The sequence below is a fragment of the Rhodococcus sp. C1 genome, assembly GCF_020809065.1.
GTDB lineage: Bacteria > Actinomycetota > Actinomycetes > Mycobacteriales > Mycobacteriaceae > Rhodococcus_F > Rhodococcus_F qingshengii.
Genome location: NZ_CP078080.1, coordinates 320,299 through 342,171, shown reverse-complemented (window position 1 = coordinate 342,171; position 21,873 = coordinate 320,299). Strand labels below are relative to the sequence as shown.

The 21,873-nt window shown below is 62.6% G+C and carries 21 protein-coding genes and 2 tRNA genes; 10 read left to right on the top strand and 13 right to left on the bottom strand.

The window, feature by feature from the left end; genetic code table 11:
* Nucleotides 1-12: 12 nt before the first annotated feature.
* Together KTR60_RS01550 and KTR60_RS01545 are read left to right on the top strand one after the other, a co-directional pair.
* A complete protein-coding gene (locus KTR60_RS01550) occupies nt 13-1,257 on the top strand; it encodes an alpha/beta hydrolase family protein (protein WP_228401684.1) in 1,245 nt (414 codons plus the stop codon).
* A gap of 98 nt (nt 1,258-1,355) precedes the next feature.
* Entirely contained in the window at nt 1,356-2,558 is a 1,203-nt protein-coding gene (locus KTR60_RS01545) for a DUF6461 domain-containing protein (protein WP_030535753.1), read from the top strand.
* 73 nt (nt 2,559-2,631) lie between these two features.
* Here the strand turns inward: KTR60_RS01545 and KTR60_RS01540 are convergent, their stop codons facing one another.
* Nucleotides 2,632-3,810 carry a cation:proton antiporter gene (locus tag KTR60_RS01540; RefSeq protein WP_047271529.1) on the bottom strand — a complete coding sequence of 393 codons (1,179 nt, stop codon included), beginning with the start codon at nt 3,808-3,810 and terminating at the stop codon, nt 2,632-2,634.
* Between the two features lie 357 nt (nt 3,811-4,167).
* Between KTR60_RS01540 and KTR60_RS01535 the strand changes: the two genes are divergently transcribed.
* Nucleotides 4,168-4,722, top strand: coding sequence for a DUF4352 domain-containing protein (locus KTR60_RS01535; protein ID WP_051720817.1), 555 nt, complete (start codon nt 4,168-4,170; stop codon nt 4,720-4,722).
* 86 nt (nt 4,723-4,808) lie between these two features.
* Here the strand turns inward: KTR60_RS01535 and KTR60_RS01530 are convergent, their stop codons facing one another.
* The 9 genes from KTR60_RS01530 to KTR60_RS01490 all read right to left on the bottom strand — a co-directional run bounded on the left by KTR60_RS01530 (nt 4,809) and on the right by KTR60_RS01490 (nt 11,553).
* Nucleotides 4,809-5,438, bottom strand: a complete 630-nt coding sequence (locus KTR60_RS01530; RefSeq protein ID WP_228401683.1) for a pyridoxamine 5'-phosphate oxidase family protein — start codon at nt 5,436-5,438, stop codon at nt 4,809-4,811.
* Nucleotides 5,435-6,250, bottom strand: a complete 816-nt coding sequence (locus tag KTR60_RS01525; RefSeq protein ID WP_030535756.1) for an ABC transporter ATP-binding protein — start codon at nt 6,248-6,250, stop codon at nt 5,435-5,437. The genes KTR60_RS01530 and KTR60_RS01525 overlap by 4 nt, the downstream gene beginning before the upstream one ends.
* Complete coding sequence (locus tag KTR60_RS01520) at nt 6,247-7,299, bottom strand: FecCD family ABC transporter permease (RefSeq protein WP_083057867.1); 1,053 nt, start codon at nt 7,297-7,299, stop codon at nt 6,247-6,249. Before KTR60_RS01520 ends, KTR60_RS01525 begins: the two co-directional genes overlap by 4 nt.
* The gene (locus KTR60_RS01515; protein WP_083057870.1) at nt 7,296-8,339 is read right to left on the bottom strand and encodes a FecCD family ABC transporter permease; all 1,044 of its coding nucleotides are present in this window, start codon (nt 8,337-8,339) and stop codon (nt 7,296-7,298) included. The genes KTR60_RS01520 and KTR60_RS01515 overlap by 4 nt, the downstream gene beginning before the upstream one ends.
* Nucleotides 8,336-9,370, bottom strand: coding sequence for an iron-siderophore ABC transporter substrate-binding protein (locus tag KTR60_RS01510; RefSeq protein WP_030535759.1), 1,035 nt, complete (start codon nt 9,368-9,370; stop codon nt 8,336-8,338). Before KTR60_RS01510 ends, KTR60_RS01515 begins: the two co-directional genes overlap by 4 nt.
* A 156-nt stretch (nt 9,371-9,526) precedes the next feature.
* Nucleotides 9,527-10,444: a helix-turn-helix domain-containing protein gene (locus KTR60_RS01505; RefSeq protein ID WP_228401681.1), complete on the bottom strand. Its 918-nt coding sequence runs from the start codon at nt 10,442-10,444 to the stop codon at nt 9,527-9,529.
* Nucleotides 10,445-10,490: 46 nt separating this feature from the next.
* Nucleotides 10,491-10,563: transfer RNA gene (locus tag KTR60_RS01500), tRNA-Arg, on the bottom strand.
* An 82-nt stretch (nt 10,564-10,645) separates the two neighbouring features.
* Nucleotides 10,646-10,737: transfer RNA gene (locus tag KTR60_RS01495), tRNA-Ser, on the bottom strand.
* 96 nt (nt 10,738-10,833) lie between these two features.
* Nucleotides 10,834-11,553, bottom strand: a complete 720-nt coding sequence (locus KTR60_RS01490; protein WP_003943860.1) for a dienelactone hydrolase family protein — start codon at nt 11,551-11,553, stop codon at nt 10,834-10,836.
* A 61-nt stretch (nt 11,554-11,614) separates the two neighbouring features.
* On the opposite strand from KTR60_RS01490, the gene hisC reads away from it, so the two are divergent.
* From hisC to KTR60_RS01475, 3 genes are all read left to right on the top strand, one after another.
* On the top strand, nt 11,615-12,691 hold the full coding sequence (hisC, locus tag KTR60_RS01485) for a histidinol-phosphate transaminase (protein ID WP_065351789.1): 1,077 nt from the start codon (nt 11,615-11,617) through the stop codon (nt 12,689-12,691).
* 100 nt (nt 12,692-12,791) lie between these two features.
* Nucleotides 12,792-14,486: a bifunctional metallophosphatase/5'-nucleotidase gene (locus KTR60_RS01480; RefSeq protein ID WP_065455085.1), complete on the top strand. Its 1,695-nt coding sequence runs from the start codon at nt 12,792-12,794 to the stop codon at nt 14,484-14,486.
* A gap of 37 nt (nt 14,487-14,523) precedes the next feature.
* Nucleotides 14,524-15,393: an MYG1 family protein gene (locus tag KTR60_RS01475; RefSeq protein WP_003943978.1), complete on the top strand. Its 870-nt coding sequence runs from the start codon at nt 14,524-14,526 to the stop codon at nt 15,391-15,393.
* An 8-nt stretch (nt 15,394-15,401) separates the two neighbouring features.
* Here the strand turns inward: KTR60_RS01475 and KTR60_RS01470 are convergent, their stop codons facing one another.
* Nucleotides 15,402-16,412, bottom strand: coding sequence for an alpha/beta hydrolase (locus KTR60_RS01470; RefSeq protein ID WP_064687965.1), 1,011 nt, complete (start codon nt 16,410-16,412; stop codon nt 15,402-15,404).
* Nucleotides 16,413-16,811: 399 nt separating this feature from the next.
* On the opposite strand from KTR60_RS01470, the gene KTR60_RS01465 reads away from it, so the two are divergent.
* The 4 genes from KTR60_RS01465 to KTR60_RS01450 all read left to right on the top strand — a co-directional run bounded on the left by KTR60_RS01465 (nt 16,812) and on the right by KTR60_RS01450 (nt 19,925).
* On the top strand, nt 16,812-17,432 hold the full coding sequence (locus KTR60_RS01465) for a LysE family translocator (RefSeq protein WP_007731691.1): 621 nt from the start codon (nt 16,812-16,814) through the stop codon (nt 17,430-17,432).
* A 25-nt stretch (nt 17,433-17,457) separates the two neighbouring features.
* Entirely contained in the window at nt 17,458-17,862 is a 405-nt protein-coding gene (locus KTR60_RS01460; protein ID WP_042447698.1) for a DUF4259 domain-containing protein, read from the top strand.
* A 160-nt stretch (nt 17,863-18,022) separates the two neighbouring features.
* Nucleotides 18,023-19,231 (top strand): aspartate transaminase, encoded by a 1,209-nt coding sequence (locus KTR60_RS01455; RefSeq protein WP_065351787.1) that lies wholly within the window; start codon nt 18,023-18,025, stop codon nt 19,229-19,231.
* A 25-nt stretch (nt 19,232-19,256) separates the two neighbouring features.
* On the top strand, nt 19,257-19,925 hold the full coding sequence (locus KTR60_RS01450; RefSeq protein WP_007731695.1) for a 4-carboxy-4-hydroxy-2-oxoadipate aldolase/oxaloacetate decarboxylase: 669 nt from the start codon (nt 19,257-19,259) through the stop codon (nt 19,923-19,925).
* Nucleotides 19,926-19,984: 59 nt separating this feature from the next.
* Here the strand turns inward: KTR60_RS01450 and KTR60_RS01445 are convergent, their stop codons facing one another.
* A complete protein-coding gene (locus tag KTR60_RS01445; RefSeq protein WP_054827404.1) occupies nt 19,985-21,028 on the bottom strand; it encodes an L-idonate 5-dehydrogenase in 1,044 nt (347 codons plus the stop codon).
* A gap of 11 nt (nt 21,029-21,039) precedes the next feature.
* Complete coding sequence (locus KTR60_RS01440) at nt 21,040-21,795, bottom strand: SDR family oxidoreductase (RefSeq protein ID WP_007731698.1); 756 nt, start codon at nt 21,793-21,795, stop codon at nt 21,040-21,042.
* Between the last annotated feature and the right edge of the window lie 78 nt (nt 21,796-21,873).

Genomic DNA, 21,873 nt, shown 5'->3' with positions numbered 1-21,873 from the left:
GAAGGTGTGCCCATGTCTCTCGCGTCGTCGTTCTTCGCCCATCCGCACCAGGCGTTCACTGCTGGTTTCTATCGCAACGAGTCCTTCGACTTCGAGCTACGAGTCGTTCTCGGGCAAGCCACCTTCGGCGCGGCAGACACCGGCGAAGTGCTCTCGGCCATCGCTCACGTCGGCGAGAAGGACCTCGAAGGCTGGTACGAGGCCTGGTTCGACCTCGGTACACGGGTATTCGGGCAGGCCGATGAGGCAGCCGAGGCCGGGCATTCGCGAAGCGCGTCCAACGCGTACCTGCGGGCGGCGTCGTACTTCGGTGTGGCGATCAACGCCGTCGACGGTCTCAGCGACGATTCGGTTCTGGTCCCCACTTTCAAACGTCACCGACAGGCGTGGGACCGCTTCGTCGACACCACCTCCCAGCCCGTCGAACGCGTCCGGATCCCTTACGAGGACACCTACCTTCCCGGGTACTTCTTCCGGCCGCCCGGCGACGTGCGACGGCCGACGTTGATCATGGTGAACGGTAGCGACGGCCCAATCAGCGGGCTGTGGGGCAGCGGCGGTGCCGGGGCGCTCGAGCGGGGCTACAACGTGTTGATGTTCGACGGCCCCGGTCAGCAGTCGATGCTCTTCGAGCGCAACATCCCGTTCCGTCACGACTGGGAAGCCGTCATCACGCCCGTCGTCGACTATCTCGTGGACCGGCCGGACGTCGATGCGTCGAAGCTGGCGATGTACGGGATCAGTCAGGGCGGGTACTGGGTGCCCCAGTCGTTGGCGTTCGAGCATCGGATCGCGGCAGCGATCGCCGATCCGGGGGTCGTGGACGTGGCCGCGTCGTGGCTCGCCCACATCCCCAAGAACATGCAGAAGCTGCTCGACGAGGGGAAGTCGGAGGCCTTCGACCGCGACATGGCGATAGGGCTGGGAATGAAATTCTCCAAGGACAGCGCCCGAATCTGGCGTTTCCGAGCGCGTCCGTACCTCGCCGCCGGCTACTACAACACTCTCGCCGAGGTTCGGAAGTACCACCTCGAACACGTCGCCGGCTCGATCTCCACTCCCCTGCTCATCACCGATCCGGAAGGCGAGCAATTCTGGCCCGGTCAATCCAAGCGGCTTGCCGCCCTCGCCGGCGGACCGACGACGGTGGTTCCCTTCACCGCTGCCGAGGGCGCGAACTTCCACTGCCAGCCCATGGCGAGGCGTCTGACGGATCAGCGGATGTTCGACTGGCTCGACGAGCAGTTGGATCTCTGAATCAGGCCCTCGAATCAACGATCGAATGATGGCGTATTTGCTGTGCGCTCGATGGAGTTCGGCATTCGTCGGGTATCGATCTGTGGAAGCGTGCGAGTGTGCCTACCTATCACGACTATGTGTGGATTCAGCAGTACCTCAACACGAGCCTGTCTCTCGGGTACTGCGCTGCACTCATCCCTCGGTCCACTCCCGCACAGGTGTTGAGTGCCCTCGGCGCCGACGAGAACACACAATCGGAGGCAATCGGGATCGCCGAACTCGGCGAGGTGATGTCCGATCTCACTGAACAGCCCGAGACAGCCGGGGCTGGGCAGGTAGTCGCAGTCGCGGCGGTGGGCGACGACAGCACACTGTTGATGCAGATCAACGGCGGTTCCTTCGCTATCTCCGAAGAATTGATGCGGCCCCTTCTATCCGATCGCGAGGTGGCTTCGCACTATCTCAGCGTCAATGCCGACAGCCAGTTCATCTGGTGGTCGAACGGCACACGCGTGGCTGAATTCGAACTCTTCGGATCCAGCCCGGTGGTCGGGGACGATCGGATGGTGGATTTGATTCTCGATGTCGGCGGAATCGGAATCGATGATGACGCCCAAGGCTATGCAGGTGAGCATGCGTTGGAGGGCGCCTTTGCTCTCGCCGAGCAGATCACCGGCGTCGCAGTCCCCGCCTCGCTATTCGTGGAAGGCCAATTTATGGTGGCCGTTGTCCCCAAGTCAGGACAGTCCCCCTCGGCAGATGTGCCATCTGAGGCTTCTCCGCGAAAGTCGCCCGCTGCGTGGAGCGAGGTAGCGCGACGTTACAAAGCGGCGGAACGGATTCCGCTACATGGGGTGATGTTCCGCGGGCGACCCCCCGGCGGTCGTCCCTCCGTGCGACTCGAATTCTGGTTCAAGCCGCGCACCTGCATCCGTCTCGAAGACGAGCAGGGAGTGCTGTTTCTGCAGAACCGACAGAAGCAGACGTGGTTCCGCACCGACGGGGTCCTCGAACGACGAAACGGCGGATACAGTCTCGACATCCATATCGAACAACTTCTCCAGATACACAGAACCTGGCCGTACACACCTTTCGCCGACCTACGCCCACCCGACACGACAGGGCGGGAAGTAGAGGTCGACGGGCGGAGAGCGTGGGAATTCGCGATGCCACCGGATTGGGCCGGCCGTGATGCCACGGTGGCGTTCGACGCGGAAACCGGGATCCCTTTGCGGTGGGCGGACCGAACGGGCAGCCATGAGATATCGGCGCTGGAAACCGGTATCGACGTCGACGACGGCTTTTTCTCCGGCCCCTGATAATCGAAGCAAGCGAGGCGTCTGACGGATCAGCGGATGTTCGACTGGCTCGACGAGCAGTTGGATCTCTGAATCAGGACACTTTCTCTTTCTTCGTCAACAGAGTGGCAATCATCGGCAACAGCAGAACCGTGATCGCCCCGGCCGCGACAAGAATCGACGCGTTGTCCGAGGACATCTGATGCGCGTCGACGGCCGCGCCCGTGACCGCCACGATCATGGGCAGGCCGGTAGCCCCGTACAACGCGACTTGCGCACTTTCGCGCGTGGTGAAGGGCGGCTCCACCTTCTCGAACTTGGTCACGAAGAACACCGGCACGCCCCGGACTACAACGATCAGGATCAAAAACGCAATCAGTATGCCGGGACTGGCGGCGACCGCCGAGACGTCGATCGCCATGCCTGAAGTGATGAAGAAAATCGGGATGAGGAACCCGAAGGCGATCCCGTCGAGCTTGATCTCGAGGCGCTCGTCGCCCTCTGGCATCAATCGCCGCAGGATGAAGCCGGCGGCAAATGCACCGAGAATGACGTCGAGTGAGAACACGGCCGACAGCACTCCGAGGCTGACCAACAACAGAACGGTGAGGCGGACCGTCGTCTGCGCCGTCGTGTCCGCCCCTGCCCGCACCAGGCGATGTGTCCACGAGCCTTCGTGAATCAGCTTGCCGGGCAGCACCGCAACGATGACAGCGATCAAGGCGAAGACGGCAAGAACGATCAGCGACAGTACGGCACCACGGGCACTCAGCAGCACCGCCATCGCGACGACCGGCCCGAGCTCGCCGACGGCCCCGTGGTTGAGGACGGTCTTACCCAAGCGTGTGTCGAGGAGTTTGTTGTCCTTGAGGATCGGCAGCAGCGTGCCCAGAGCGGTCGACGTCATCGCGATGGCAACAGCGGCTTCGGCGGAGATCACGTTCCTCATGCCAAGCAGCGCGACCACCGTGAACGCCAGCGCGAGGCAGAACAGCCACGTGTAGAGCGCTCGACGTCCGCCGCGCCCACTGAGTTCCTGTCGGTCGATCTCGTAGCCGGCGAGCAGGAACAGCATGCCGAGGCCGAGTTCGCGCAGGATGCCGATCGCTTCGCTGTCAGCTGCGATGTTGAGGGCGAACGGCCCGACCACTGCGCCCGCGACCAGTAGCAACACCACTTCGGGAACCAGTCGACGGGGGATCAAGCCCGCGACTATCGGCGCGATGGCCGCGATCAGCGCAATCCAGAACAGCGAGGAGGCAATTGAAGGCACGGATCATTGTCGGACAAAACCGACCACTCTGCGCACATTGCGACCGGTCAGTCTGGTAGAAGTATCGAATGCTCACCTAGTAATGCGTGAGCAATCCCACATGAAGGAACGGCCATGACACAACCCCCGCAGGACCCTAACCAGCCATATGGCCAGCCGCCTCAGCAGCCGTACGGGCAGCAACCCCAGCAGCCCTACGGACAGCAACCACCGGCTCAGCAACCTTATGGACAGCCTTATCCAGATCAGTCTGGCGCGCCGTTCCCGGGCCAGTACGCTCAGCCGGCCGGTGGATTTCAGCAACCGCCGCCTTCACCGGCGAAAAAGAAGAAGTGGCCATGGGTCGTCGGAGGCATCGTGGCGTTCTTCGTGATTGTCGCGATCGCCACTGGCGGCGGGGACAAAGACAAGGAAGAATCCGCCGCGGCCCCCACAACCACGCAAGCCGCGGCCAACGGTGCCTCCGTGGCCGCAGTTGCCCCGGCCGAAGCTCCCAAGGAAACGAAGTCTTCGAATCCCGGAATCGGCGAGGAAGTGCGAGACGGAAAGTTCGGGTTCGTCGTGACGGGTATCGAGACCGGCCTCACGACGATCGGCGACAATCCCTACTTGCAAGAGCAAGCTGAGGGTCAGTTCGTACTCGTTCACGTCGAGATCACGAACACTTCCGACAAGCCCCAGGCTTACTTCGGATCCAATCAGACCTTGATCGACACCGAAGGTCGCGAGTTCACCAACAACACGATGGCAGCGATCAATATCGACGCCGAAACCGCGATCGGCGGCGACATAAACCCCGGCATCACACGGAAGACCACCATTGTCTTCGACATCCCGACCAGTGCCACCCCCAAGGAGATCGAGGTACACGACTCGATGTTCTCCGGTGGCGCCACAATTTCGCTTCAGTAAACCCGGAACAGTAAGAACGACGGTCTCCACCAGTTGACGATCAGCCGGTGGAGACCGTTCTCCTGCGAAAGGCCAACGGACTGAGGTCAGTACAGGTACTTGCGGTACGCCTCTTGTCTGGCGGGTTCGAGGTCCTCGACGCGCAGGCTGTGTTGCTCCGCCATCATGTCGCGCAGACTCGGCACCTCATCGGATGCGGGCCACGTCGACGGATCCCACAGCTTCGCCCGCAGAATTGCTCTCGCGCAATGCAGATACGCCTCGTCGATCTGCACGATCACCGCAAGCTGTGCAGGCTTGCCGTTCATCGCCATCGAATCCAACAGATCAGGATCGGTGGACAGAGTCGCCGTGCCGTTGACGCGCACGATCTCGTCGTGCCCGGGCGCGAGAAAGAGGATCCCCACGTGAGGATTCTCGATCATGTTCCGGTACGAGTCGGCGCGCCGGTTGCCCGGACGATCCGGGAGCACCAGTGTCTTCTCGTCGGGGAAGAGAACCTGACTGACCAAGTCTCCGCGCGGCGAGCAATCGCAATTTCCGGCCGCATCGGACGTCGCGAGCACAAAAAACCGTGCCTTCTCGATGAATTCACGGATCAACGGAGTCGTGTAAGCGGTCTGCTTCTCCATGATCGTCGGATGGGGCTGTCCGAGAATCGCATTGAGTTGTTCCACGGATTCGATCCGCCCGCCCGGGGCGTTCGACGCCGTCACGTCGACACGTCGTCGAGCACATGGTGGCGCCCGAGCGGCAACACCAACGGCTTACCCGACATGGGGTCGGGGATGATTCGGCTCTCGAGACCGAACACGGTGCGGACGTTGTCGCTCGTGAGCACCTCGGCAGGATCACCCGCCGCGTAGACCCGGCGATCGGCCATGGCGACGAGGTAGTCGGCGTAGCGGGCGGCGAGATTGAGATCGTGCAGAACCATGACAATCGTTGTACCCCGAGTCCGGTTCAGGTCGGTGAGCAGGTCCAAGACCTCAACCTGGTGGCTCACGTCCAAGAAGGTGGTCGGCTCGTCGAGTAGAAGCAGATCGGTTTGTTGGGCGAGCGCCATCGCAATCCACACACGTTGGCGCTGACCACCGGAAAGCTCGTCCACCGATCGTTCGGCCAATCCGGTTGTGTCCGTGGCCGCAAGCGCCTCGGCGACAGCTGCGTCATCCTCGCGGCTCCACCTCGACAGCACCCGCTGATGTGGATGACGACCACGGCCGACGAGATCGGCGACAACTATCCCTTCCGGTGCGATCGGTGACTGCGGCAGCAGACCGAGCGTGCGAGCGAGCTTCTTCGCAGGCAGGCGATGAACATCCTTGCCGTCCAACAGAACATGACCGCTTCGGGGACTGAGTAGCCGCGACATCGACCGCAGCAGTGTCGATTTGCCGCACGCGTTGGCGCCCACGATGGTCGTGATCTTTCCCGGCGGCACCGCGAGGTCGAGCGATTCGACGACGGTCCGTCCTCCGTAACCGAGTTCGAGGTTTTCGACAGTCAGAGTATGGGATTCGGTCACAGCGAACCTCCCGTTCGGTTGGAGCGAATGATGAGGTAGACGAGATACGGCGCTCCCAGCGCGCCAGTCACCACGCCAACGGGGTAGCGGGTGCCGAAGGCGTACTGTCCGCAGAAATCGGCAACTAGCACCAGCAGCGCTCCGACCAGCGCCGACGGAATCAAAAGTGATGTTCCCGGACCGACGATGCGGGCGGCGATGGGCCCTGACAGAAATGCGACGAAGGCGATGGGCCCCGCAGCGGCAGTGGCAAAGGCGATGAGTCCGACGGCCGCAATGATCGACAGAATGCGCATTCGTTCCACTCTGACGCCGAGCGCTTGTGCTGCGTCGTCACCGAGCTGGATGGTCGAAAGGTTGCGCGATTGGCTCAGCAGCACCGGTCCGAGGACAACCAGCGCCAGGACCACGGGAACCGTCGAACCCCAGTTGGCACCGTTGAGACTGCCGGTGAGCCAACGCATCGTCTCCTGCAGATCCCACGCGGCGGCGGTACTGAGCAGGTAGGCGGTGACGCTGTCGAGCATCGCGGCGATGCCGATACCGATCAGGATCAGCCGAGTGCCCGCTACACCGTCTCGGAAGGACAGAACGTAGATCAAGACTGCGACGCCCAGACCGACAGCGATGGCGAAGATCGAGACCTGCGAGCCGCCGAGCGAAAGCGAGATGATCGCGAAAGCTGCTGCAGCGCTTGCACCGGAGCTGATTCCGATGATGTCGGGGCTCGCGAGCGGGTTGCGCAGCATCGTCTGGAACGTGATGCCACCCAAGCCGAAACAGATTCCGGCGACCACAGCGAGGACAGCGCGAGGCAGCCGGAGGCGGCCGACTGTGAACGAGGCACCAGGCACGTTCTCCCCCAGCACGACGCGAAGCACATCTGACGGCGGGTAGAAGGTTTTTCCCACCATCAGAGTGACCGCGAAAGAGGCGACGGCGAGGACCGTCAGCACGGCAATCACGATGCGGCGGCGTCTACCTCGTCGGATACGGCTTGCTCCGACTGCGTCGACCTCGACTTCGGGAGTAACGAATGTAGTGGTCACAGCTCACGTATTTTCTGACGGCGGACTATGTAAATGAAGAAGGGCGCTCCGATGAGCGCGGTGATGATGCCGACGTCGATTTCGCTCGGCCGGGCGACAATTCGTCCGAGAATGTCGGCGGCGACGAGAAGGCCGGCACCTGTCAGCGCAGAAAACGGTAGTAGCCAACGGTTGTCAATCCCGATCAGCAACCGGCACAGATGCGGGACAACCAAACCGACGAAGCCGATCGGTCCTGCAATGGCAGTGGCTGCACCGCAGAGCAACACTGCACCGAGCGCTGCCACTGCACGAACCACCGCGACGCGTTCGCCGAGACCTGACGCAACCTCGTCGCCGAGCGCAAAAGAGTTGAGACTGCGCGCTGACAGCAGACAGATCACGAAGCCGACAATGAGGAAAGGCAGACCCTGCCGGATCACCTCGAAACTCGCGCCACCGACGCCGCCGATCTGCCACGAACGAATGTTGCCCGCAATATCGTTTCGCGGCAGCATGATCGCAGTGATGAACGAAGCAAACGCAGCCGATGTTGCGGCCCCGGCAAGAGCCAACTTGAGTGGCGTGGCTCCACCTCGCCCGAGTGACCCGACTACGTAGACGAACAATGCCGCCCCGGCTGCACCGAGTACGGCCACCCAGATCATGCTGGTCTGGGTCCACAATCCGAACCACGCCATTCCGATCACCACGGCGAGCGAAGCGCCCATGTTGACGCCCAGGATTCCGGGATCCGCCAAAGGGTTTCGGGTAATCCCCTGCATCACAGCGCCGGCAAGACCGAGCGCAGCTCCCACGATTATCGCGAGCACCGTCCGCGGAATGCGCTTGGCAATCGCACCCTGACCGATGTTGTCCGTTGAACCGCTCAGTGCGGCAACAATATCGGACCAGTCGACCTCACGAGAGCCGATGACGATCGAAGCGCACATGAGCACCGCGAGGACAACGAGAAGGGCGATCAACCACAGCGAATTGCCGAACGTCGGGCGCCGCGTATCGCGAGCGCCCGACGTCGAATCCTGCGAGGTTACAGTCACTCCGACTTTCCAGCGGCCCCGGCGAGCAGATCGACGTAGTCGCCGAGTACCCACGAAATTGCGAGTGGAGTCGGGTTGGCCGCCGTTCCCATCGGCCCGGTTCCATTGAGGAACACGATCGCGTTGTTGGCGACGGCAGGCATCTGCGAGAGCAGCGGGTCAGCCTTGAGTGCGTCGACAAGTGCCTGGTCACCGTAGGTGACGATCAGTTCGACGTCGTCGAAGACGTCCACACGCTCCGCACTGACCTTCTTCGAGAACTCACCACCCGTCGAGGCGTCGGCAACGCTCTTCGGCGTCGAAAGTCCGAGGTCCTCGAAGAACGCGGCGCGCGTGTCGTTCGCCGTGTAGAAGCTGACCTGGCTCAGATCAGCGGTGTCGACGTGCGTCAGGAACATGGTTGCCTTGCCGGCAAGCTGCGGATGCGCGGCAACCTCGTCGGCGATCTCCTTCTCGATGGTGGAGATCAGTTCCTGCCCTTCGGATTCCATGCCGAGGCCCATGCTGTTGAACTTGATGACGTCACGCCACGACGTCGCCCACGGCCCCTCGGGATACGCCACAACCGGAGCGATCTCACTGAGAGTGTCGTAGTCCTCCTGCGTCAATCCGGAGTATGCGGCAAGAATGACGTCAGGGTTCGTATCGGAGACGGCTTCGAAGTCGATGCCGTCGGTCTCGTCGAAGAGCACCGGCGGCTTCGCGCCAAGGTCGTCGAGCTTTTCCTCGACCCACGGCAGCATTCCGTTGCCGTTGTCGTCACCGAAAGTCGCCGCTGCCATTCCGACGGGAACCACGCCGAGAGCAAGGGGCACTTCGTGATTGGCCCAGGCAACGGTGGCAACTCGCTCCGGCTTGGCGTCGATCGTCGTAGTTCCGAAAGCGTGCTCGATCGTGACAGGGAAGGAGCTGGATCCGCTTCCGGCGCTGCCGCCGTCGGCGGTCTCCGAGGAGTCGGAACTGCAAGCTGTCATGCCGAGGGCGACTGCGACCGCTGCTGCGGCCACCGCCAAGAAGCGTTTTGAACGCATGAAAACAGAACTCTCTCGAGAAGGGGTACGGCCCTCAACCCGGCTCAATCAGGCACTTAGGTGAGGTTTGCCTAAACCGTATACGGGAGGGCAATGTGGCGCAATCGCGTGTTTGGGACACCCCGTGTAGCGATCGAGACAAGGTGTGATGGCCGATCAGCTAGCCCGGAACATCCCTGGTGTAGCGCCTGTCGTGCGCCGGAATGCCGCCCCGAATGCGCTGGTCGAGTGGTAGCCCACACGCTCGGCAACCTCTTGTAGATCCAAGCCGTGGGCAAGAAGGGTCACCGCTCGTTGGGCGCGCACAGCCGAGACCCACTGCCCGAAACTCATCCCGGTCTCCGACCGAAATACCCGGGTGATGGTTCGCGGGCTGACACCGAGGAGCCTTGCCCAGTCGGACAGCGTTCGCATGTCACTCGGATCGTCACCGATCGCATCGACGATGGGTTGCAGAAGTGGCGAGTCCGGCACCAGCACCAGCAACTCGTTCGGCGACGGTGCCAGCACGTCGATCACCATCTGCTCCGTGAGCGAGCGCGAAGGAGCTCCGAGTGACTCGTCTGCCAGTCGCTCGAGGAGGTTCCGCAGCAGCGGAGTGACCTCGATCGCCACCGGCACGTCGGACAGAGAAGGAACCGATGCGATGTCGAGCTGAGCGGCGCGATACCAGGTGCCGGCCGGCGCGATCGCCGAGTGCAGGACGCCGGCGGGCATCCACAGACCTACGGTCGGCGTAATGGTCCACGTGCGCGATCCCACCGTGGCGCTCGACGCTCCCCGCTCGTTCCACAACAATTCGTGAGTCGGGTGCGAGTGCGCATCCCACCGGGTCTCGCGGGAGACAAGTTCGTCCATGCCCGCAATGACAAAGGGCACCTCGACCGCCCCGGCCGAGTAGACCGGGAGCGTCCGACTGTCGACGGTCTCCAACGGGTTCTCCTCTGTTCGCGTGGCTGCTCCGCAGAAAGCATAGGTCGCGTGGATCGGTTGTCGGTTCCCACGATCGAGAGGATCACCGCCCGAAATCGCCGAGGTGACCTCACACACATTCAAGAATTGCGTATGCACCACAACAAAAAGAAGGTCACAGACCTGAAGTCTGTGACCTTCTTTCTTGTGCGCCCGAAGGGATTCGAACCCCTAACCTCTTGATCCGTAGTCAAGTGCTCTATCCGTTGAGCTACGGGCGCATGTTCTGTTGTCTTGCTGGTCTTGCGTGTCTTACCGTCGTAATTTCTATCATTTCTAACCCGCCGGTCAAAATCACCGGCTTGGCGGAGGCGAGAGGATTTGAACCTCCGGTCCCTCGTAAAAGGGACAACTCATTAGCAGTGAGTCCCATTCGGCCGCTCTGGCACGCCTCCCTGGGGGTTCCGATCCTTTCGGACCGCCGGATCGAAAGATTACACACCCTTCGCCACCAAAGGCAAAACGTGTGGTCAGCGGGCTGTTTTGTGGACTTACCGCAGGTGGCTGTCGAACCAGTCGAAGATCCGGGTCTGAGCTTCGATGATCGAGGCCGAATCAGGGTCGTCGAGGTCAGCGTCCTCGGACAGCTGTGGCGGCTCGTCCGCCCGGTGAGCCAGTCCGGCGTAGCTGACCACCAGTGTCGCGACGTCGGCCTTCGCGGTCGCTTCCCGGAGCAGAGTCACGTGTTCGCGAGGCGTGCTGGGATCGTCCTCGCCGTACAGCGCCAGCCACGGCGCCTGCAGGGAAGTGGCCGCGTCGACAAGCGCCTGAGCATCCACCGACAAGGCTTCGACGATTCCCCGGGCGGCGACGCTCACCGCGGCGCCGACGGGACGGCTGGTGGCCACGAGCATCGCGGCGGTACCGGCGTCGTCGAATCCGAGCACCCCGATGGTGTCTGCGAGAACTTCGCGTCCGACGAGCCAATCGAGGGTCGCGTCGAAGTCGGCGAAGAGGTTGTCACCGAACACCTCACCCTGCATGTGTTCGGGTTCGCGGTGAAACAGGTGAGGTGCGACGCTCACCCACCCTTCGCCGGCAAGCGCGCACATCAGATTCAGCAGAGCCGGGCTGAACTTCCGGGCTTCATGCAGGACGACGATCCCGCCCCGCGTCGGGCCGTCCGGCTCCACCACGGTCAGCGGAACAGCCGTGGCGACCTCCCCTTCGGCTCCGCGCAGATACGCGGTGGCTCGGAAGATTTCCGACATCTTCTAACTCTGACACGCAGACGGCCGCTACGCACCAAATCAGTGCGCGCATAATCGACTCGTGACCGCACACATTCGCCCTGACCTCGCCTCCATCCCCGCCTACGTTCCCGGACGCAATTTTCCGGGTGCGATCAAGCTGGCGAGCAACGAAACGACAGTAGGGCCGTTGCCCGGTGTGCGTGACGCCGTCGCCGACGCGGTCGCCAATGCCAACCGCTACCCGGACAATGCCGCGGTTGCACTCATCGAGGCGCTGGCCAGCTTCTTGAAAGTCGAGCCGGCCAACGTCGCCGTTGGTTGCGGTTCCGTGACGCTGTGCCAGGAACTCGTGCAGATCACGTGCGATCAGGGTGACGAGGTCATCTACGCGTGGCGTTCGTTCGAGGCCTACCCCGTGGTCACTCAGGTCGGCCACGCCGTCTCGGTCAAGGTTCCGCTCACCGAGGACTTCGGCCACGACCTCGATGCGATGCTGGCCGCGATCACCGACCGCACGCGGTTGATCTTCGTGTGCAACCCCAACAACCCGACCGGCAATGCACTGTCGAAGGCAGAGCTCGAGAGCTTCCTCGACGCTGTGCCGGCTCACGTCGTCGTCGCACTCGACGAGGCGTACTTCGAATACTCACGCTCGGACGCCGACGGCATCGAGCTGTTCCGCAGCCGCCCCAACGTGGTTGTTCTGCGCACCTTCTCGAAGGCGTACGGCCTCGCGGGAATCCGCGTGGGTTACGCGGTCGCGGATCCGGAGATCATCGTGGCCCTCGGCAAGGTGCACACCCCGTTCACCGTGAGCGCTGTCGCGCAGGCCGCCGCAATCGCTTCCCTGGCTGCAGCAGACGAACTGCTTGCCCGCACCGAAGGTGTCATCGCCGAGCGGACGCGAGTTCGAACCGCTCTGATCGAAGCCGGGTACACCGTCCCCGAGTCGTCGGCGAACTTCGTCTATCTCCCCCTCGGAGAACTCTCTCCCGCTTTTGCCGAGGCGAGTACCGAAGCGGGCATTCTGATCCGCCAGTACGGCGTCGAGGGCGTCCGGATGACCATCGGCGATCCACACGAGAACGACGCATTCCTCGCTTTCGCGAACACCGACGTCGCGAAGCAGGCCGCGGGCATCGGCGTCACCGCGTGACACTCGATACATAACTGTTACGCCGAGGACTGGAATTCGTTTCGGCAGACGGGCACACTCAGGGAGGTTCGAGGCCGGTCCGAGTGAGGGAGCACGACGCATGACGCGACGCATGACACGAACGTGTGCCGTGCTCGCAACGACCCTTCTCGCCACCACCGCGACCTCCCTGAGTGGCGTCGCCAACGCAGAGTCCCAGGACACGGTGTCGGTACGTCTGTTGGCGTTCAACGATCTGCACGGCAGTCTCCGCCCGCCGGAAGGTGTTCGCAGCGAGATCAGGCAGGCCGACGGCTCTCTCACCCCCGCAGGTGGCGCGGCGTATCTCGCTGCTTACGTGACGCAACTTCGCAGCCAAGCCACCAACTCGCTGCTGTATTCGGTCGGTGACAACTGGGGATCGTCGGCGCTCGAGTCGGCGATGTTCAACGACGAACCGACGGTCGAACTCCTGAACCGGATGAAGATCGACGCCTCCGCGATCGGCAACCACGAACTGGACAAGGGACTCGCCGAGTTCCGACGCATGCAGTCCGGCGGTTGCTCCGCCGTCGATGCGTGCACGTTCAGTCCGTCCTTCGACGGCGCCAACTTCCCACTGATGGCCGCGAACATGACGTACACCAACGGCACCCCGGCCACGCTGCCCTTCACCGTGAACATGGTCGACGGCATTCCGCTCGGAGTCATCGCGATATCCCCCGCCAACACGTCGCAGATCGTGACACCGGGCGGGATCGCCGATCTGCAGTTCGGCGACGAGGTCGAAGCGATCAACCGCACCGCCGACGTCCTCGACTTCTTCGGCGTCAAAGCCATCACCGTCCTCCTGCACCGTGGGGACGAACCGGCCGTCGAAGGTGGGCCCAACGACTGCAACGTCGAGTCCGGGCCGGCCCGCGACATCGCCCTTCGTGCGTCACCGAAGGTGGACGTCATCTTCACCGCCGACAGCCACCAGCAGTACAACTGCGAATTCCCTGATCCCGCAGGCAATCCCAGAGTCGTGATGCAGGGCGCTTCGCACGGCCGGATCGTGTCCGTCGCAGACGTCACCATCGATCGCAACACACGCGAGGTCGTTCGCGATCAGACGTCCGCGTTCAATCAGATAGTGACACACGATATTTCGCCGGATCCCGATATTCAGGCTCTCGCCGACCGGGCCTGGTCGGAGGCGTCGGACAGCGCTCAGCGGCCGGTGGGGACCATTACCGCCGATCTGACACGCGACCGCGTCCCCAGCGGCGAATCGACACTCGGCAACCTGGTCGCCGACGCTCAACTCGCCGCCGGATCGACACGAGGCGCCCAACTAGCGTTGACGAACCCCGGCGGCATGCGCGAGGACTTGGACTTCGGCACTTCCGGCCAGGTCACCTACCGCCAGGCCTACGGTGTTCAACCCTTCGGTAACAGCCTCGAGGTGCTCTCCGTCACAGGAGCGGTGTTGAAGGACGCTCTCGAACAGCAATTCCAGATCGACCTCGACGGCACCGCTACCGAGCGCATCCTCTCCCCGTCCGCGGGCTTCACCTACGCCATGGACCGGCGAGCAGCGCCGGGCTCGCGAATCTCGGAAATGCGCTTGAACGGGCAGGACATCGCCCCCGACGGCGTCTACAGCGTCGTGGTGAACAAGTTCCTCGCCGAGGGCGGGGACGGTTTCACCGCACTGAAGAACTCCACCCAGATGACCGGTGCCGGCAACGACCTCGACGCCTTGACCGCCCTGTTCGCAGCCGGGTCGCCGGTCTCGCCACCTGCCACCGACCGCATCCGCACCATCGGCTGACTAGGCATCCCCGCGCTCGATTGCCTAGTCTCGACGGGTGATCATCGCGACCCATAACGGCAAGTTCCATGCAGACGACGTCTTCGGCGTATCGCTGCTCAAGCAGCTGTACCCCGACGCCACCGTCGTTCGCAGCCGTGACGAGTCCGTCCTCGACAGCGCGGACATCGTGCTCGACGTCGGCGGTCGCTACAACCCGGCCGAGGGGCGCTTCGACCATCACCAGCGTGATGCCGGCGAGCGCAGCAACGGCATCCTGTACTCCGCCTTCGGTCTGCTCTGGCAGGAATACGGCCTGCAGTTCTGTGAAGGCGACGCCTCCGTGTTCCGCCGTATCGACAGCCGACTGGTCGAGGGCATCGACGCCGTCGACAACGGCCAAGAGATCTACACCCTCAACGACTACGGCACCAAGCCTTTTGATCTGTCGTCGGTGCTGGACCTGTTCAATCCGATCTCGTCCACCGACGAGGAGTTCGACACCCAGTTCGAGCTGGCCGTGGTTCTCGCAACTCAGGTCTTGATTCGCCTGCGCGCCAAGTACGCCGGCGACGCTGCGGCCGAGCGCGAGTTCACCGAGACCTACGAGAAAGCAACGGACCCGCGCTTCGTCGTGCTGGAACGCTTCGTTCCCCACGGCCGCGCCGCGTCGGCCCAGCCGGAGCTGCTGTTCACCATCTTCCCGAACACCAACGGCGGCTGGTCGATTCAGACGGTCAAGCCTGCTGACTCCAAGTTCGGTTCACGAAAGCTGTTGCCGGAGCCGTGGCGCGGCCTGAACGGCTCGGATCTTGCCGCCCAGACGGGCGTCGACAGTTCGGTCTTCTGCCACAAGGCCGGGTTCATCGCGGCTGCGCAGACCCGTGACGGCGCCCTCCAATTGCTCGAACTGGCACTGGCCGAGTAGTTCTCAGCTCACATTCCCAGCGCCGTCTTCACCGTCGGCCAGGAATCGTGAAGCGCGTCTTGCCAGTACGGCCACGAATGGGTGCCGTCGTTCCGATACGCGAACACTGCGGGAATCGACAACTCCCCCAACCTCGCTTCGAACAGTTGTGTGCACGTATTAGCGAGCGCCTCGAGCGGTCCGCCTTCGATGGCAGTCTGCAGTCCACTCGGGGTGAAGACGTTGTCGTATTCTCCGGGCGCACCTGTACCGGAGGACACGTAGATCGTCTTCCCACGCAGCGTTTCCGCGTTGGTGGACGGGTCGTGCTTTTGCCAGTCGGGGTCCGACGCCGGACCCCACATGTTGGTGGCGTCGCCCGCCTTGCTGGCCACGGTGAGCCGCACGGAATCCTGCGAGGACGATTCGGAGTTGTCGAGACAGCCACTGTACGAGGCCAATCCGGTGTAGAGCTTCGGGTGATGTGTGATGAGGTTGGCCGCGCCGAGCGCACCCATGGACACCCCGCCGACCACGTTCGTCCCATTTCCGGAAAACGCAGAATCGATCAACGCCGGAAGCTCTTCAGCGAGAAACGATTCCCACTTGTTCACACCGAGGTTCGGATCGTCGTTCTTCCAGTTGGTGTAGAAACTGCCGGTACCGCCAACAGGGAGAACGACGTTGACGTTCTTGTCGGCGAAAAACGCTTCGATGTCGGTCTTTTGAGTCCAGGTACTTTCGGAGTATCCGGATTCCGAACCGGCACTGACGCCGTCGAGTAGGTAGAAGGACGGACGCGAACCGGCACTCGACGCTGGATGCAGAACCTGCACTTGCACCTCGCGCCGCATGGCCGGCGACTCGACGAACACGGCACTGCGTGTGGGCGACAACTGCTCTATGCGATTGATGTGAGCCCCGGTCTGACCGGCCGAATCTCCTGGTGGGTTTTCAGGTGCCGGTTCGGCATACGCCACTCCGCCCACGACAAGCGCGAGCACGACCAACACAATCCCGACAAACCCAAATCTCCGCATCCGTCAAGCGCCCCCTGAGCATCGCACGACTACCGCTGACCCTCGATTGGACAGGACGAACGTCCCGGGGTCAACCCACTGGTTGGGATTTATTACTCGCGGGTATCCAATGGAGTTGGACAGTTCTCCACCGATGCACACACAGGTGTGGATAACTTCATTCACATCCACTTCCCAGTTGTGCATAACCTGTGGACAAAAGGATGAATTACAACAGAGTTATTCCTCCTACCTGCAACGATTCGTTTCCCCACAATGTGCATAACTTTGTCGCACAGGGCTCGCGAGACGCCGGTTTCCGGGCGTGTCCATGCAGTTCACACCGCCGCGCCACTCTTTGTTCACAGGCACGACACCACCGGCCGACAATGCTCCCCACCCCGACTTCATACTTGTTGCATGCTGACCGCTCTGCTCGCCGCCACAGCTGTCCTCGCCCTACTGACTCTGGTCCCCGGGCCCGACATGGCCGTCGTGACGCAGGCTGCTCTCGGCGCGGGCAGATCCGCCGGTTTCCGGGTAGCGGCCGGCATCGTCTCGGGCCTTCTGGTGTGGGGTCTGTTGACCGTCCTCGGGCTGTCGGCGATCCTGGCCGCGTCGGCGGAGGCGTACACCGTCGTCAAGCTCGCCGGCGCGGCTTACCTGATCTATCTCGGTGTGCGAGCACTGTGGGAGAGCCGGACGTCGCGGATGCAACACAATGCCGACGCTCCACGATCGCAGAAGGCCGGGACATGGAAGACGGGCTTCACCACCAACCTGCTCAACCCCAAGATCGCCGTCTTCTACACCGGACTGTTGCCGCAGTTGGTTCCGGCCGGGTGGCCGACGGGACCGTCGCTTGCATTGCTGGTGCTCATCCACGCAGCCATCACCATCGTGTGGCTCAGTGGCTACGTGGTCCTTCTCTCGCGAGCGCGTAGCACCTTCGAAAAGCCCCGAGTGCGACAGGCACTCGAGCGCATAACCGGAACAGTTCTTCTAGGATTCGGAGCGAAGATCGCGCTCGAAGCGCGCTGACACGGCAATCGGAAAAGAGTAGACAGTGGGCGCGTGGGGATCGGGACCGTTCGAGAACGACGGTGCAGGGGATTTGATCGCGTCCATCGGGCACGGTGATTTCACCTTCGAATCGGTGAAGTGGGCATTCGAAGACGACTACCTCGAGGTCGACGGCGGTCAAATCGCCGTCGCCTTGCTCGAATTGGTACTGATCGTGCGTGCCGACCGCAAGCGTGACCCTGCCACCCAAGACCTCGATCTCGACTCCTTCACCTCGGCTCTGACCAGTGAACGGCTCACCTGGCTGATCGAAATGGTGGAGCGCACCATCGCATCGACCGATTCGGAACTGTTCGAGCTGTGGGACGAGCAGGGACCGGAAGAGCTTGCGTCGTGGCGCGTTCCCGTCGTGGACGGTCTCGAGGATCTGCGCGTTCTGTCGGTCTGATTCCGTCGCCGCTCCATCACGTTTGCTTATCGGGCCACAACGGTTCGGTCTTGGTCAGATGCCCTGGTAGGACCCTATGGTCGAACGGATCACCGAGTGAGAACTGTGGCTCGTCGACGACGGGAATCCACGCTCACCCCGGACCCAGGAGCAGACCATCATGGCGACTTTCGTTCCGGCTGCGCGCGTCGACAGAATCAGGGAGTCGCCGAGTGTGGCTGCCGCACAACGAGTGCGCGAGCTGAAGGCCCAGGGCCGTGAAATACTCGACCTGACCGTCGGGGAGCCCGATTTCGACACACCCGACAACATCAAGTCTGCGGCGATCACTGCGATCAACACGGGTCAGACCAAGTACACCGCAGTCAACGGCATCCCGGCTCTACGCGAGGCAATCGCAGCACGCGCGGCTTCGCGAACCGGAATCCAGTACGCGGACAACCAGATCACCGTCGGCGGCGGCGCGAAACAGGTCATCTTCCTCGCTCTCATGGCGACGGTCGAAGCCGGCGTCGAGGTTATCGTTCCCGCCCCTTACTGGGTTTCGTACCCGGATATGGTCCTCGCTCACGACGGAACTCCGGTGATCGTTCAGTGCGAGGAGTCCGACAACTTTCTTCTCACAGCCGAAGCACTATCCGCTGCAATCACTTCGAACACCAAGTGGGTCATCCTCAATGCCCCGGGCAACCCCACCGGATCTGTGTACACCCGCGAGCAGCTGCAGGCCCTCGCCGAAGTGATCGAGGCCAATCCCCATGTCAGTGTGTTGGTCGACGAGATCTACGACGAGATCAACTTCGGCGACGCTCCGATCCCGAGTCTGCTGCAGGTCGCTCCGCACCTCCGTGATCAGGTACTGGTCACCAACGGAGTCTCCAAGTCTCATGCCATGACCGGGTGGCGACTCGGATACGGACTCGGAAATTCCGGATTGATCGGCGCCGTCAACAAACTGCAGGGTCAGAGTTCTTCCTGCCCGTCCTCGATCAGCCAGGCCGCAGCCGTGGAAGCCCTCACCGGCGACCAGAGTTTCCTCACCGAATCCGTACGAAGTTACCGACGACGACGCGACCTCTCGGCTCACCTCCTCAGTGTTGTCCCCGGGCTCGAGCCCGTCGTGCCGCAGGGTGCGTTCTACCTGTTCGTCAACTGTGCCGGCTTGATCGGCAAGCAGACCCCGGATGGCACCGTGATCGAGTCCGACCAGGATCTCGTCCTCTATCTCCTCGACGAGGCGTCGGTTGCCACCATTCAGGGTTCGGCTTACGGCGCATCGCCGTACTTCCGTGTCTCCTTCGCCACCTCCGAGGCCGTCCTCGAAAAGGCCGCGGCACAGATCGCCGCGGCAGTCGAACGCCTTTCCTGATCTTTCATACTTTCTGGAGTACAAGATGATTCACGTCAAGACGAAAATTGATCGCGCGGACAAGGACCTGATTGCCGAACTGGGGACGTTCTCCGCGGCCACGATTCACGAGGCACAGGGACGTAAGGGGTCGCTGCATCCGGCGATCAAACCGATCGACCGCGACATGAAGTTCTGCGGCTCCGCCTTCACAGTCAAGTGCCATCCCCGTGACAACCTCATGCTGCAGGTGGCGATCAGCTACGCACAGCCGGGTGACGTCCTGATCGTCTCTTCAGGTGATCAAGCCGCCGGCCAGTTCGGCGATGTTCTGGCCAATGCCTGTGTTGCGCGCGGCATTACCGCACTGGTCACCGACGGCGGAGTGCGCGATACCCGGGAGATCCGCGAACTCGGATTCCCCGTCTTCTCCAAGCACGTGTACATCGAGGGAACCGTCAAGGAATCTCTCGGCCCGATCAACCATCCCCTGGTCTTCGGAGAACAGGTCATTTATCCCGGTGACGTCGTCAAGGGTGACTGCGACGGCGTTGTCGTGGTCCGCCGCGAGGAGGTTGCCGAGGCAATCGAACTCTCGCGTGCCCGTGACGAAGCCGAAGCCGGGTACATCGAGCGTTACAAGCGGGGCGAGACCCCACTCGAGGTGAGCAATCTGACTGCCCTGCTGGAAGCCAAGGGCCTGGTGGTCGAATAACCTGCTGTGCGCCTTTATTAACCGCCCGCGGTTAATAAAGGCGCACAGGGTCGAAGGACTCAGAACCGCAACAGCACCTTCCCCGACACCGAAGCATCCTTGGCGACTGCGAAGGCTTCCAGAGCTTCCTCGACCGGATATTCGTGTGTGAGAACAGCATCGACAGCAAGCGAACCGTCGGCGAGGGCGAGCAGCACCTCGTCGATTTCGTCGTTGAAGCGGAATGAGCCCACCAACTCCAACTCTCGCGTGATCGCCAGCGAAATGTGTACCGGTTGAGGTCCGGACGGAAGAAGCCCGAGCATGACCACCCGTCCACCGCGCGTCGCCCCGCGAATAGCGGATTCGAGCCCGCGATGATTGCCGGTGCACTCGACGACCACGTCGGCATCGGATGCGGCGACTGCCTCGGCGTCGGTGGCCTCGAGAACCCGATCCGCACCGAGCGTCGACGCGATCTGCAGCGGAACGTCGTGCACGTCGACCGCGGTGATCGACTGCGCGCCTGCTCGTTTGAGCACAGCCACGACCAGTGCGCCGATGGGTCCGCAGCCGACGACCAGCGCCTTCTTCCCGCGTACGTCTCCCGCTCGCGAAACAGCGTGCCAGGCAACGCTTGCCGGTTCGGCTACCGACGCAGTCCGCAGGTCCAACCCCTCGGGCAGTTCCCGGAGCATGCGTGTCGGGAGCACTGCGTATTTCACGAAGGCGCCCTCGGTGTGTGGGTACTGCGCTGCACTTCCCAGGTATGTGCAGCAGGGCGAGAGGTTGGGCCGATCGCTCGGGAACCGAGGCGCGGTCCCACCGGGCGTTGCGGGGTGTACGGCCACGGAAGTTCCAACTGCCGGCCCCGTTCCGTCCGCCGCGGCCGTCACGACCGTGCCGACCACCTCGTGACCGAGCAGCATCGGTGCCTTCAGAATCGACTCCCCCGCCGCGCCGTGCGTCCAGTAGTGCAGATCTGATCCACACACACCGCCGTAAGCGATCTCGATCACTGCCTGCTCGGCGGTCGGCGCAGTCAACGCAACATGCTCGACCCGCAGGTCACCTGCCGCATGGGCCACCACTCCGAGCGTCGTTTCCGGTAGTACAAAACTCATGATGCGCTCTCTCAGTCGTTGCGACGGATGAAGTCGAGGCCACCGGGCACCTGGAAGGTGGGGAGCACCTCGATGAGACCAAGATTGACGTGGCCAGGGGCGTCGATCGCGAACTCGATGGTATCCGCGATGTCCTTGGTAGTGATGGATTCGTAGCCTTCGTAGAAGGTCTCCCACGCTTCCTTCATGGCTTCGGGCGTGCCGCCGAGGTTGCGACCGAAGATCTCGGTCTCGACCCGGCCAGGGCAGATCTCGGTCACTCGAATCCGCTTGCCGATGCAGTCGTTTCGCAGCTGGCGCGAAATCTGGTGCACCGCAGCCTTGGTCGCGTGGTAGGCAGTGTGGCCGTAGAAGTTGTACAGGCCGGCGATGGAGCTGATGTTGACGACATGACCTAGATCGCGCTCCACCATTCCCGGCAGCAGAATGCGGCACAGGTGCAGCACCGCACGAAGATTCACGTCCACCATCGCGTCGACCGATGCTTCTTCGGCGTCGAGAATGTTTCCGGTTGCGGACACCCCCGCGTTGTTGACGAGGATGTCGATCTCCAGTCCGCCGACAGCTTCGGCGAGCGCGGCGGTGTCGGTGATGTCCACGGGCAGAGGGATCATTCCGGTGCGATCGGCAACCTCACCGAGCTTGTCGGCATTGCGGGCGACGCCGTAGACCGTCAGTCCGCGCTTGGTGAACATCTCGGTGACGGCGGCACCCATTCCGGTGTTGGCGCCGGTGACGAGAGCTGTGCGGTAATCGGAGAAAGGCATTGTGTGCTCCTACAGGAAGAAATTGGTATGACCCGGCGGCCGCCGCGGACTGCAGGCGGCCACCGGGCCGGATCAGGA